Origin of the sequence: Gottfriedia acidiceleris, from assembly GCF_004138285.1 — a bacterium.
GTDB classification, from domain to species: Bacteria; Bacillota; Bacilli; order Bacillales; family Bacillaceae_G; genus Gottfriedia; species Gottfriedia acidiceleris_A.
The window spans coordinates 1-13,875 of sequence record NZ_SCFN01000021.1; the positions used below are offsets into that span (position 1 = coordinate 1).

Sequence of the window (13,875 nt, forward strand, 5' to 3'; positions counted from 1 at the left end):
ATTCCATACGCCCTTAGTGAATTCTTCTATATTCTTATACAACTAAACTGCCATTTAGTCGAACAAGGTACACTTTTTCAAAAAAAATTCTCACCTTCTTATCCATAAAAAAAGACTTATCATCTTTAAACATGATAAGTCCTCTCAAAAATAAGATTAAAGTTTAATAGAGACTAATTTCATTTCAGTCATCTCTTGTATTGCATACTTTATGCCTTCTCTTCCATAACCGCTTTCTTTTACGCCACCGTAAGGCATTAAATCAACTCTAAATGTCGGAACATCGTTTATTAGCACGCCACCTACATGTAATTTTTTAGTAGCATTTAATGCTCTTTGTAAGTTGTTTGTATATACACCAGCTTGTAATCCAAATCGACTATTGTTTACTTCATTTATTGCTTCATCAAAGTGTTTATATGAATTGATGACTACAACTGGACCAAAAATTTCCTTACAGGATACATCACTGCTGTTCTTTACATTTGTTAAAATAGTTGGTTTATAAAGACGTTCATCTATTATATCGCCACCAGTTACTAGATTGGCTCCATCTTTAATTGATAGTTTAACCCATTCATCTATTCTAGCAACATCTTTTTTAGAAATTAATGCACTAATATCTGTTTGAAGGTCTAATGGCGAACCTATATTTAATAATTCGGTAGCATTTTTCATCTTCAATAGGAATTCATTATAAAGTGAATGGTGTACAAAAATTCTTTGTAATGAAATACATACTTGGCCGTTATAAATAAAGGCTCCCCATACACAACGATTGATTAACTCATCAGTTAGCTTTACTTCTTCATCGATGATTAACGCTGAGTTTGAACCTAGTTCTAACGTTACTTTTTTTAAACCTGCTTTGTTTTTTAATGAGATGCCTACTTCAGGACTGCCGGTAAATGTAATTGCCTTCACTTCCGGATGTTTTACTAAAGCATCGCCGATTTCGGAGCCCTTTCCAGTAATTAGGTTAAACGCACCTTTAGGTAAATCGGTTTTATCAATCATTTCAGCTAATGCAATCGCAGAGAGAGGAGTTTGACTAGCAGGTTTTAAAACAATTGTATTTCCTGCAGCAATTGCTGGACCAACTTTATGTGCTACTAAATTAAACGGGAAATTAAACGGTGTAATAGCTCCAATTACCCCAACTGGCTCTCTGACTGTATAAGTGACTCGACCTTCACCACCTGCTACTGCATCAAGAGGGATTGTTTCCCCGTATATTCTTTTTGCTTCTTCAGCGGCTATTTTATAAGTTGCAATCGTTCGATCAATTTCACCTAAAGCAGCCTTTAGTGGTTTGGATGCCTCTAATGCTAAAATCTCAGCAAGTTTTGAACGATTTTCTTTAAACTGTTCAACTAATTGCTCTAAAATGACACTTCTCTCATATGAACTGAGCTTTTCCATTTGAGTTTTCGCGTTATTAGCCGCTCTAATCGCTTCTTCCAAATTCTGTATCGTTGCGATCGGTATTTCGGCTAAAACTTCACCAGAATGAGGGGCAACAAGATTTTCATGTTTAACCCCTTCAACCCAACTTCCATCTATATAAAATTGTTTTTTCATTCTATTTCACCTCAGTTACAAGCTGACTAGCAACTTGATGTATTGATTGTTTTATAATATCCAGTCCTTCATCTAATTCGTCATCAGAAATAATTAAAGGCGTTAAGAATCGAAGAACATTACTATGAACACCTGCGCTAAGAATAATAACTCCATTTTCACAACATTTTTTTGTTAATGCTGCAACAAACTCTTTTGCTGGTTGACCAGAAGTAGGATCTACAAATTCGATACCTACCATAGCTCCTAGTCCTCTAATATCATAAATAATTGGAAAATCATTCTTCAATTGATCAAAAAATGATTTAATTTTTTCTCCAATCGATCTAGCTCGAATCCATAATTTTTCACTTTCAATTTTTTCAATGACCTCGAGCGCTGCTACACAACCTATAGGACTTCCTCCATAAGTTCCACCTAGTTCACCGGGTGATGCCGCATCCATTATTTCAGTACGACCTGTCACTGCACTAATTGGTACGCCCGCTGCGATTGATTTTGACATTGTGATTAAATCTGGTTCAATTTCAAAAATCGTTGATGCAAATAATTCACCCGTTCGCCCAAATCCTGTTTGAATTTCATCTGCTATAAACAAAATTCCATGTGACTTACAAATATTATAAACTTCTTTTACAAATTTCTTTGGAGGAACAATAAATCCCCCTTCTCCCTGTACGGGCTCCATAATAACCGCGGCCACTTCTTCTGGTGACACATCTGTTAAAAGAAAATCCTTAAATTGAGAAATACAAAAATTAATATATTCTTCTTCAGATAACTCTTTTGGTCTATTTGATAAATAAGGGAATTTAGCTTTATATGTAGCTGGAGCAAATGGTCCCATTTTATATTTATATGGTTTTACTTTACTTGTTAAAGACATTCCTAATAAAGTCCTCCCATGAAATCCTCGAGTAAACGAAATAATTCCTGAACGACCAGTGTACTTCCTCGCAATTTTAACAGCATTTTCAACTGCTTCAGCACCGCTATTTAATAGAATTGTTTTTTTAGAAAAATCCCCAGGCGTTATTTCAGTTAATTTTTTAGCTAAATCAATATATGACTTATACATTCCTACATGAAAGCAAGAGTGGATTAATCGCTCTGATTGATTTTTAATCGCTTGTACAACATTCTTTGGCGTATGTCCTACATTTAAAGTACCAATCGCTCCAGCAAAATCTAAAAATTTATTTCCATCAACATCCTCAACGATCGTACCGTTAGCTTTTTCTACAAAAACAGGTGTATTATTTCCCACACCATTTGGAACAAACTCATTACGTAATTCAATGAGTTCTCTCCCCTTTGGCCCTGGAACTCCTACTGAGACATTAACAAATTTTCGATTATTGCTCATGCTAACTCTCCCTCTCATAAAAATAATTTCATTTTCAGTCTATAAATTTATTAAATTATTAGCTTCATTACTAATATACTCGCTTTCAAACATTTAAGAATGAAATAAAACTAAGCCAAGGGCTTTTTCGAGGGAAAGGGAAAAGCCACTCAGGCGAGCGGCAATTTATTTTAAAACATTAATAATTCACGAATGTCTTCTTCTGTTAAATTAAATGAAGTTTTTCCATTCGTTTCAATAATTTCTCCTATTAATTGTTTTTTCTTCTCTTGTAGTTCATTCATTTTATCTTCAATCGTTCCTTTAGCGACTAGCTTGATCACTTGAACATCATTCATTTGACCGAAACGGTATGCTCGATCTGTTGCCTGGTTTTCAACCGCAGGATTCCACCAATTATCATAAAGAATAACTGTATCAGCTCCAGTTAAATTGAGTCCCACTCCTCCTGCTTTTAATGAAATTAAGAAGAAGTTATGTTCACCAGCATTAAATCGATTGCATATAGTTAAACGTTCTTCTGACGGAGTTTGTCCATCGAGATAAAAAAATTGCTCTCCCATTATTGATAGTTCTCTACCGATTAAATCTAACATTTTCGTAAATTGAGAGAATATCAATACTCTCCTACCGGCTATTTTTGATGCCTCAATTATTTGAAATAGTTGTTCAAACTTAGCTGAACTACCTTCGTAACCATCTATAAACAAAGCTGGGTGGCAACAAATTTGTCTTAAACGCGTTAAACCGGCTAAAATTTTTATATGATTTTTGCCTAATGAAAATTTATCTACTGCTAAATGCTTTAGTGTATCGTGACGTAGTTTTGCTAAATATGCTGCATATAGCTTTTTTTGTTCTGGTAACAATTCGACAGATTCCTTCGATTCGATTTTCTCTGGAAGTTCCTTAAGTACATCCTCTTTTAATCTTCTTAATAAGAAAGGACGAACTCTTTTAGAGATAGTTTTCCTAGTCAAATTGCTAAATTCCTTTAAGCCTCCAAATAATTCAGGAAAAACAACATGATAAATTGCCCAAAGTTCTTCGAGTGAATTTTCAATTGGAGTACCCGTTAATGCAAACCGTTGATCTGCATTTAGCTTTTTTACAACTTTAGCTGTTTGAGTAAAAGGATTTTTAAAATTCTGTGCTTCATCAAAAAATACTGTATGAAACTTTTGCTTTTCGTACCACTTTATATCATTTCTTAACAACGAATATGAGGTGATTAATACATCGATATTGACTAGTTCTTTTTGTATTTTCAACCTCTCATTCTTATTTCCATCAATGACAAGCGCTTGAATTTCCGGTACAAATTTGAATACCTCGCTTAACCAGTTATACGTTAATGCAGTAGGACAAACAATTAGGATTGGTGCATTAAATGAACGGATTTCGTTTAAAACAGATTGTATATAAGTAAGGCTTTGAATTGTTTTACCTAATCCCATATCATCCGCTAAAATTCCTCCAAATCCGAATTTAGCTAAATTCTTCATCCATTTATATCCAAAAATTTGGTAGTCTCTTAACAGATTTTTCAATGTTTTAGGTACTTCTTCTACTATTTCGTTTGGGTTTATTAAACTCTCATAAAAATGACTCAAACGATTTTCAATTTTAAACAAACTAGTTTCTTCCGCAGAATCTAACAAATATAATCCGTTTTTTATCGGTAAATTTAATACACTTTCATAATCAAATTCCTGCTCAGGTACTGCATTTAAAAATCGCCTTATCTCTTGTAATTCTCTCGTTTCAAGCGAGTACAAAGTACCATCATGTAACCGATAATATTTCCGTTTCTCTTTTAGTGCTAATAATACTTCTTTGATTTGTTTCTCAGGAATGTCTAATTCAAATTTAAATTCCAACCAATTCGTTCGTTCTCTTTTTAAATTGACGCGTATTTGAGGTTTCTTATTTTCTTTAAAAATTCTATTTCGAACTGCGGTCGTTGCATAAATTTCAGTTAGTTTTTCAAGTTTCGGTAATCTATTTCTTAAAAACTCGTATTCAAGTTCTTCATTTTGTAAGAAATAGCCACCTTCTGTTTTTGAAAAAGAACTATCTTCCATTAATTGTAATATTTCTAATTCTTTTTCTTCATCTCTAATTAACGTTTTACTAAGTTGAATTTCTCTTTTATCTAACGGATTAATCACTATGCGATCATAATGGAATTCAAGCCCTGCAAGTAATTTATTTTTAATACGATCTAAATACAGCTTTGCTCTTAACGGGGTATCTGAATATTGGTTTGATAATGATGTAGGTATTTGCACCTTACCTAGCTTTATAAGACCTGGAATTACTTTCTCAACGTAAAGATGGATTTGGTCTGTTGGAATATTTATTTTTTCATTTGCTGTGTTTTTAACTATTAGTTTTAATTCAACAAGTCGATTAAATTCCTCTACTTTAAGGTTATATATTCTTCCACTATATAAGACTGTTGAATAGGCTTCCATTATCGTTAATTGCCCAATTCCTTTTGTAGTTAAAAAGTATTGACCATTTAAATCCTCAATTTCAAATTCCAATGGTAATTTATCTTCGGTAAATGAAATTCCATTAAACGGTATTCCATTTTCAATTATTTTGACGTTTTCTGTAACCGTTAATAAATTAATGAATTGGCTCCAAATTGTCGGAGAAATGAAAATGTATTCATTTTTCTTAGTTAAAGGATCATTAAACATTTTTTCATCATCTAACAACTTAATTAAAAGTTCCCAAATACGATTAACTTCACTTTGTACACAATGTAAATTAGGGTCAAAAATAATATCAGCCGAAATTCTACTTGGTTTTCCCTCTTTAACATCCTTTAAAAACTTTCGTAGATTTTCTACTTTCTTTTTTCCAAATTCTATAGCAATTCCAAGGATTTTATATCCTTCACTCATTTCAACGACTTCGCAAATAAACTCGAAATTAATTATTTGCCTATTGTCAAAATGTTTTAATTGTCCGCTTTTACGAAACGTTTTATCATGAAAAAGTTCTAAAATACCATTCGACCTATGTAAATCGAAGTTTTCTTTTAAAACGTCTATTTCTGTAGGGTTTCCCTCTTTTTTCTGACGTTCAAAAATCGAAATTAAAACGGCAGCTATATGTTGACAATCCGTTTGAATTGAAGCTAGTTTAGGACAAGTGCACTTACAATAAAAATTATCATTTTCTTCTTTTATGACATTAACGGTAAAATCTTCATTTCCTATAACTGTAGCTGTACAAGCATTGGAAGTATATTTTTCAATTTTCACTTTATTTGCGCGATAAAAAGAGTCACCCCTTTTGAAGGAGACTGTACCGCAGCGTTCTTTTATGATTTTATGATTTAATTTTATATTCAATTAACTGCTCCTCCCAAAATAAATAAAACGAATATAACTATCTTACCATTAATTATTTATTTATCTAAAAAATTGCTTCAAAATAGAAAAAAAGAAGCCATTTTTGACTTCCTTTTGAAAATAAATTTATTTTTGTTCCACAATCCCATGTCTAAAAGCATAAATTACTGCTTGAGTTCGATCGACGACTTCTAGTTTCGTTAAGATATTACTTACATGCGTTTTTACCGTTTTTAAAGAAACAAACAAAGTATCGGCGATTTCTTGATTTGACTTACCTTCAGTCATTAAATGAAGCACTTCTTGTTCTCTAGCCGTTAAATCATCATGTAATTCGCGTTGAGTAGATTTTCTCATTCTATTCATCATCTTCCCAGTAACAACTGGTTCTAAAACTGAGCCACCTTTATGTGTCGTACGTATTGCATTGGCGATATCACTAGCTCTAGATGTTTTTAACATATAACTAATTGCACCAGCATCAATTGCAGGATAAACATTTTCATCATCAATAAAGCTTGTAACAATTATGATTTTTGCTTCTGGCCATTTAGAAATAATTTGTTTCGTCGCTTCAATTCCATCCATAAGTTCCATAATTAAGTCCATTAATACAATATCAGGACGCTTTTCTAATACAAGTTCTACTCCCTCTTTTCCATTACTTGCTTGACCAACCACTTCAATATCAGATTGAGTACTTAAATATGTAGAAACACCCATTCTTACCATCTCATGATCATCAACTAACACGACTTTGATCAAATTTCCCACCTCTATTCAATTACTGGAACTTTTACTTCAATCTGGGTTCCTCTTTTTGGTATACTTACTATTTTTGCCGTCCCACCAATTTCAGAAGAACGCTCACTTATTGATTGCAATCCATACGAACCAGTTTTTCGGTTCTCGACATCAAAACCAATTCCATCATCAATCATTCGAACTAATACAAAATCTTCAATTTTTCTAATTCGTATTTCAAAAGTTTTTGCATTTGCATGCCTTAAAGTATTCGATAATGCCTCTTGAATAATCCTAAATAAATGATCCTCTACACCTTTTGAGAGTGAAATATCATCGATTTTCCATTTTAATTGAAGAGCTTGGCGATTTGTTAATTCAGTTAGAAGCTTTTCTACGCCTTCTTTTAAGCTTTTACCTTCTAACTGAACTGGTCTTAAATGTAATAAAAGTGCACGCATTTCTGATTGAGCATTTATCGCCATTTTTTCAATATATTGTAATTGTTCTTTAAACGTAGTTTCGCCAAGTTCATTGATCGCAGAAATCATCATCGAAATCGCAAATAACTGTTGGCTAACTGAGTCATGTAATTCCCTTGCTAGTCTATGTCGCTCTTTCGTTACGACATCTTCAATTGTCTGAGATTCAATTAATTTCTTTTCATCTACTAATTTTTGAACAGTCTTCCTTGAATCTTCAATTTGCTTAGATATTTTTTGAAGTTGTAATTCGATTTCGTTATCAATTGACCGAATTGAATGTTCTGATTCTTTATGATAAATTCCATTTTCTGCCTTTACGATACCTTCCAATAAAGCTTTCTCATTATGACGAATCGTGCTCAAAACAGCTGTACTATAAACAATTGATATGATTATGATTGCTACAAATAATATTAATAGTAAAGAAAAATTTCCAATTTTATACAGAAACAATTTATCAAGGAAAGTATGATCTATGAAATAATAAACAATTCCACAGATTAGAATACTTGATGTAAATGCAGCAAGACATATTGATAAAAAGATACCTTTGTCGATTTTCATTTGTTTGTCACCTCAATATTTCCGATTGCTAAAGAAGTGACAATTTTTAACTTTCTTGAAGCTTCTTTATAATCATTAGAAGTGAACTTACAATTCTTGTTAAACCCGTTCAATTTATTTTTAAGGATATTAATTTTGCCAAATAAAGTAGAATGCTGAATCGAGACTTCTAAATCATACGGCACATACAAAGTAATATTGCCGATGATTCCATTTAATACCAACACTGTCTCTCCTTCAGGAATAAATGACTCTGAAAGATCGATTATGACATCTCCAATTCCAAAATAATAATCTACATCTTCTAATTCAAATGAATCATTCTTTAGATGGATATTTGTGAAAAATCGATTTGAAATGAGAGAATTTGTTTCAAAGACACCTGTATTCGTTGTTTCAACTATGTTTGGAACAATAACTTTTGCATTAAATTTTGAATTAACAAATATTAAATATCCAACATAAATCACAATAAAGGATAGTACCCCTAAGATCGATTTCAATTGAAATACGTTACTGATGAATAAAATGATTCCTCCAAAAAACGCGATATTCGCAGATGTAGAAGGGTAAACTTTACGTTTTTTTGCCCCATACTGAAATAAATAAATACCTACTCCAGCTGCGATTATTGCAAAAGGATTTAAAAAAAGATCAAATAATAATCCTATGCCTGCAATTATGAATAATAATCCGGTTAATTCATTGCTAGACAATCGTCTAAATCGCTTCATATAGCTCTCCTCTATTCACTAAACTAGCTTGTTAATAGCAATTGAAAGCTTTTGTTATTAACTATTCTACTATGTAGTTTATCTATTTTTTGTTCGTTTTGATACAAACTTAAGTATTGTCTTATCTCAGTCTTAAGACTGAGATTTTTTTAACATATATAAAATCTTAAAAATAAGTGCAATGTATACATTTTTTATTTAAGTATGTGTAAAGTTGCTTTCCGTTACAGGAAACTCGCTTTCCGTAGGACGAGACCTGAGCCTCTTCGTTCCTGAGGTATTACTCTATGTCAGAAAAATGTTGTGTCGAAAGTAATGATTTATCCTCATAAAATTAATATCTAACTAATTTTATCTGAAATAAAATATTCTATCTAAATAACTTTTAAATAGAAATAGAAGTCAAAGAAAAAGAAGAGTATAAATACTCTTCTCTTTTATTTATAAGACTTAGTATTCATCATTTTACTAATTTTTTTCCACTTATCTCTTTCTTGTCTAGCTAATGATGCGTCTTGTTTCCGTTCTGCATACGCTAGTTCTCTCATTAATTTACGATAGCTTGTGAGTCTTTGTTGATCAAGTTCACCTTTTTCGATTGCTCGATTGACTGCACATCCTGGTTCGTTTTCATGTGTACAGTCTGAGAATTTACATGATTTAGCTAATTCTTCGACATCTGTAAATGTCGAGCTAATATGCTCTTCTCCACCCCAAAGCTGTAATTCTCGCATACCTGGTGTATCAATGACCATTCCGCCAGATGGTAGGAAAAATAATTCGCGATGTGTTGTTGTGTGTTTACCACGATCGTCACCTTCACGTACGTCCCTAGTTATTTGTATTACTTCACCGATTAACGCGTTTAATAATGTAGATTTACCGACACCTGAAGAACCAAGTAAGGAAACAGTCTTCCCTTCTGAAATGAGCTGTTTCAGTTCTTCAATACCTTCTCCATTTGTACTATTAACAGAATAAACCGGTACACCAAATGCAATCTCTTCAACTGCTGCAATTTTGGATGGTAGGTCAGTGCATAAATCCTTCTTTGTTAAAATAATAATTGGACTTGCTCCACTATCATATGCAACAAGTAAATAACGTTCTAATCTTCTTATATTAAAATCGTTATTTAATGCCATTACTAAAAACACGTAATCTATATTAGCAGCTACTATTTGTTCTTCAGTTTTTTCTCCTGCAGATTGCCTTGAGAATTGACTTATTCTCGGCAATACCTTTTGAATAATTGCTTTGTTTTCACCTTTTAACGGTTCAATTACAACCCAATCTCCAACTGATGGATAATCACTTTTTACTTTTGCTTGGAATTGAAATTTCCCAGAAACTTCACCAGTTAGTTCATTTTCTCCATCATGCAATTTATAAATTTGTCTTTGTTCAGATATAACTCTTGCAACTACAGTATTTTGATCCTTTTCTCCGAACGCTTCGTTCCAACCTAATTGTTTTAAATTCATTTTGTCCTCCATTATATAAGGACAATAATGAAGATTTACTCCATTTTTTGTCCTCTAATATTTACCTTCTTCTGAACTAAATTAATTAACTTTCCCATATTCATCACTCCGTTTCATATATAGTACTTTTAGTATATCCAAATTTTAGAAAATCGTCCATACGAATTAATTGAATATTAAAAAAGGACAAAACATTCTATTTTCATTTCGACATATTTTGACAATTCCCATTCTTTTGTTTAATTAAACTTTTATAATATTAATGTAAAAAATAATAAAAACCCTTGAAATATTTCAAAAACTTATTATTATTTAAATATAGGTCTTTTTGTTTAGGCTGTACTAACACAGGTCAATCGACAAAGTCTAAAAATACTAGTTTAATAAGAAAAATCAGTATTGCAAGATTTGTCTGACAATATAAAAAACTTTACAGAAATACGCTATTGTGTGTTATACTAAAATAGTAAATTGGTCCCAAGTTATTTTTGGCGGATCTAGATAAAAATTTAGTAGCATTGTTCTGTTGAAAAAAGTTAGAAATTTTTTTTAACTCAAATTGTCGAAATTTGTTGAATTCGGAAATTATTTTTTACAGTAAATTGACAGAATAGTATATGAATTGACGACAATAAATATTCACACAGAAAATTACACAGAATAGCACTTATGAGGGAGGAATTTTGAATGAGCGTAGCAACAAAACAAAACGTTTCATCAAACGAGCAAAATCAAAAAACGAAACACCCACCTGGCCTTTACTTACTTTTTGCAACTGAGGCTTGGGAGCGCTTTAGTTATTATGGAATGCGTGCACTTTTAGTTCTTTACTTAACAACGTCAGTAGTTCAAGGTGGACTTGGATTTAAAGATGCTTGGGCACTACAACTTTATGGATTATTTACTGGACTAGTATATTTCACTCCAATCATTGGTGGTTGGATTACAGATAATTTCCTTGCAAAGCGTGCTGCTATAACACTTGGTGGTATTATAATGGCAGCTGGTAATATCGCATTATTCGGTATTCATTCTTCAACTGGTTTATACCTTGGTTTAATTTTAATGATTATCGGTAATGGATTCTTCAAGCCAAACATTTCAACAATTGTTGGTGAACTTTATGAAGGAGATGACCCACGTCGTGATGGTGCATTCACAATCTTCTACATGGGTATCAACTTAGGTGCATTCTTTGCTCCACTTGTTACTGGTTATTTAGCACAAACTTTATTTATGTCTAAAAATGCTGCTGGTGATGATTTATTCGGTTACCGTTATGGTTTCTTAGCAGCTGCGATCGGTATGATTATTGGTCAAATTATTTTCAACTTATTAGCTTCAAAATATCTAGGTGATTTAGGTACTAAACCTAACGCTAAAGTTGTAAAAGAGGGTAACAGCGCTTCAGTTAAGGATATTCCTCTTACTAAAAAAGAAAAACAACGTACTACTGTTATCTTTATCTTAGCTGCATTCGTAGTATTTTTCTGGGCTGGATTTGAACAAGCTGGTTCATCATTAACACTTTATACTGAGCGTTTCTTAGATCTTAAAGTTGGAAGCTTCAATGTACCATCTGCATGGTTCCAATCTGTTAACCCATTATTCATTATGCTTTTCGCTCCAGTTCTTTCTATGATCTGGATTAAAATGGCAAAAAATGGTAAAAACATTAGTGTTCCTGCGAAAATGGCAATGGGTCTTATCCTATTAGGTGTTGGTTTCGCATTCACAATTATGGCAGTTATGAAAACAGGTTCTGATCCAAATCATATTACTGTAAAAGCAAACATGATATTTATGGTTATGACATATTTCTTCCATACAATTGCTGAATTAGTACTTTCACCAGTTGGTTTATCAGCAGTATCTCGTTATGCACCAGCTAAACTTGCTTCATTATTAATGGGTGTATGGTTATCATCAAGTTTCATTGCAAACTTAGTTGGTGGTCAATTAGCTGCATTTACAACAACTCTTGGAATGTTACAAGTATTCTTAGTAGTAGGTGGAGCAGCAATCGTTGCAGGCTTAATCTTACTTGCTTTATCACCAAAACTTGCAAAAATGTTAGACTAATTACAAAATTAAAAGAACTCGACATTGTCGAGTTCTTTTTCTATTTCTGCATTTTTATTTTCCTGTACTTCCAAATCCACTTACTCGTTCTTCCCCTGCGAAATCTTCATCAGCTAATAAGAACTTTTGGAAAACAGCTTGTCCAATTCGCTCACCTTTTTGAATGATCACAGGCTCCTTTGATACATTAATTAATTGCATCATGATATGGCCATCGTTTGAAGGATTACTGTAGTAGTCTGAATCAATAACCCCTACCCCATTTCCTTTCATTAAACCTTTCTTTAAAGGAGTAGACGAGCGTACAAATAATGCTAAAAATTCGTCTTTTTGCATATACGCTTTTAATCCTGTACCAACAAGTTTAATCTCGTTTGGATTAATAATTGTCTCTTCAATACATTCGATATCATAACCAGCTGCATGAGTAGTTGCTCTTTTCGGTAGATTCACTCCACAATTTTCAAATCCTTTAGCTACTTCAAATCCTCTTATTTTTTCCAAAACTTTCACCCTTTACCATTTAATCCATTTCTAGTGTAACATAGATATTTTCATAAAGATAAGATTATTATAGTAAGTAAAAAAGAGGCTGTCTTAACAAACAGACGGCCTCTTACTATCTTTATTGGCTAATTTTATAATAATCTTGAGTGTTATATTGTCTAAATCCACAATCTATATATAATTTCTTCGCGTTACTATTTTCTAGAGCAACTTCTAAATGAATTTCGTTTCCAATCTCATTTTCTTTTTGAATGGTTTGGAGTAATGCATTTTTTCCATATCCCCTGCCTTGGTATTCTGGATGTATTGCAAATCCATAAATCCAACTCTCATTCTTTTCACGAAGCAAACTCATTTTACCAATTTTTTCATCATTTACTTCTATTATATATAAATCACGATCTGGTTCATTTAAGATGCGTTGATTGTACTTCTCTGCATCACTATTTTCAAATCCAAAACATACAACATCTAAATTTGAAATAAATGAGAAATCTAATTGCTCTGCTTTCGTGAATTTAACGATTGGTGTAAATTCTTTTACTTCTTGGTTTTTCCACGCCATTTGATATTCAGAAAAAGAATAGGAACAACTTTTTTGATTTCGAATAAATTCTTTCGCTGATGCTGAAGCTTCAGGAGCATTTAATAAAATGGTAGTGACTGAAGCTATTGAATTTAGTGCTTCATTTAACAAACTAGAAAAAATACCTTTTCGGCGAAAATTCGGATGAACCATGCCGCAGATTTCAACTTTTTCTCCAAAATAGTAAGTCGCTAAAAATCCTACTAATTGATTTTCTTCATAGTAAAAGAAATCTTCTTTTACATCTTTTCTTCTATTTCTTAACATTTCCCAGTTTAACTTTAAAGTTATTTCATCAAATTTTTCGCAAATTTCTTGTAATATGTTAATTTCGTTTAATTGTTTTTCTGTAATCAAATTTTACACCTTCTTCT

The 13,875-nt window shown here is 32.3% G+C and carries 10 protein-coding genes; 1 reads left to right on the forward strand and 9 read right to left on the reverse strand.

Annotated features, from left to right (window positions below):
• Nucleotides 1-156: 156 nt before the first annotated feature.
• From EP747_RS20100 to rsgA, 7 genes are all read right to left on the reverse strand, one after another.
• Entirely contained in the window at nucleotides 157-1,581 is a 1,425-nt protein-coding gene (locus tag EP747_RS20100; RefSeq protein ID WP_129691847.1) for an aldehyde dehydrogenase family protein, read from the reverse strand.
• 1 nt (nucleotide 1,582) lies between these two features.
• Nucleotides 1,583-2,947: a 4-aminobutyrate--2-oxoglutarate transaminase gene (gabT, locus tag EP747_RS20105; protein WP_129691848.1), complete on the reverse strand. Its 1,365-nt coding sequence runs from the start codon at nucleotides 2,945-2,947 to the stop codon at nucleotides 1,583-1,585.
• A gap of 170 nt (nucleotides 2,948-3,117) precedes the next feature.
• A complete protein-coding gene (locus EP747_RS20110; protein ID WP_129691849.1) occupies nucleotides 3,118-6,315 on the reverse strand; it encodes a DEAD/DEAH box helicase in 3,198 nt (1,065 codons plus the stop codon).
• Between the two features lie 126 nt (nucleotides 6,316-6,441).
• Nucleotides 6,442-7,080: a response regulator transcription factor gene (locus tag EP747_RS20115; protein WP_129691850.1), complete on the reverse strand. Its 639-nt coding sequence runs from the start codon at nucleotides 7,078-7,080 to the stop codon at nucleotides 6,442-6,444.
• 11 nt (nucleotides 7,081-7,091) lie between these two features.
• Nucleotides 7,092-8,108 carry a sensor histidine kinase gene (locus tag EP747_RS20120; protein WP_129691851.1) on the reverse strand — a complete coding sequence of 339 codons (1,017 nt, stop codon included), beginning with the start codon at nucleotides 8,106-8,108 and terminating at the stop codon, nucleotides 7,092-7,094.
• Nucleotides 8,105-8,842 (reverse strand): cell wall-active antibiotics response protein LiaF, encoded by a 738-nt coding sequence (gene liaF / locus EP747_RS20125; RefSeq protein WP_129691852.1) that lies wholly within the window; start codon nucleotides 8,840-8,842, stop codon nucleotides 8,105-8,107. The genes EP747_RS20120 and liaF overlap by 4 nt, the downstream gene beginning before the upstream one ends.
• 437 nt (nucleotides 8,843-9,279) lie before the next feature.
• Entirely contained in the window at nucleotides 9,280-10,326 is a 1,047-nt protein-coding gene (rsgA, locus tag EP747_RS20130) for a ribosome small subunit-dependent GTPase A (protein WP_129691853.1), read from the reverse strand.
• Between the two features lie 687 nt (nucleotides 10,327-11,013).
• Between rsgA and EP747_RS20135 the strand changes: the two genes are divergently transcribed.
• Nucleotides 11,014-12,408 (forward strand): peptide MFS transporter, encoded by a 1,395-nt coding sequence (locus EP747_RS20135; protein ID WP_129691854.1) that lies wholly within the window; start codon nucleotides 11,014-11,016, stop codon nucleotides 12,406-12,408.
• A gap of 54 nt (nucleotides 12,409-12,462) precedes the next feature.
• Here the strand turns inward: EP747_RS20135 and EP747_RS20140 are convergent, their stop codons facing one another.
• Nucleotides 12,463-12,912, reverse strand: coding sequence for a dCTP deaminase domain-containing protein (locus EP747_RS20140; protein ID WP_205753857.1), 450 nt, complete (start codon nucleotides 12,910-12,912; stop codon nucleotides 12,463-12,465).
• 121 nt (nucleotides 12,913-13,033) lie between these two features.
• Nucleotides 13,034-13,858, reverse strand: coding sequence for a GNAT family N-acetyltransferase (locus EP747_RS20145; RefSeq protein WP_129691855.1), 825 nt, complete (start codon nucleotides 13,856-13,858; stop codon nucleotides 13,034-13,036).
• Nucleotides 13,859-13,875: the final 17 nt, after the last annotated feature.

What these genes read in the sequence shown, in the direction of transcription:
- rsgA (WP_129691853.1), bottom strand. Translation starts at nt 10,326, where the DNA reads ATGAATTTAAAACAATTAGGTTGGAACGAAGCGTTCGGAGAAAAGGAT.
- gabT (WP_129691848.1), bottom strand. Translation starts at nt 2,947, where the DNA reads ATGAGCAATAATCGAAAATTTGTTAATGTCTCAGTAGGAGTTCCAGGG.
- EP747_RS20100 (WP_129691847.1), bottom strand. Translation starts at nt 1,581, where the DNA reads ATGAAAAAACAATTTTATATAGATGGAAGTTGGGTTGAAGGGGTTAAA.
- EP747_RS20120 (WP_129691851.1), bottom strand. Translation starts at nt 8,108, where the DNA reads ATGAAAATCGACAAAGGTATCTTTTTATCAATATGTCTTGCTGCATTT.
- liaF (WP_129691852.1), bottom strand. Translation starts at nt 8,842, where the DNA reads ATGAAGCGATTTAGACGATTGTCTAGCAATGAATTAACCGGATTATTA.
- EP747_RS20135 (WP_129691854.1), top strand. Translation starts at nt 11,014, where the DNA reads ATGAGCGTAGCAACAAAACAAAACGTTTCATCAAACGAGCAAAATCAA.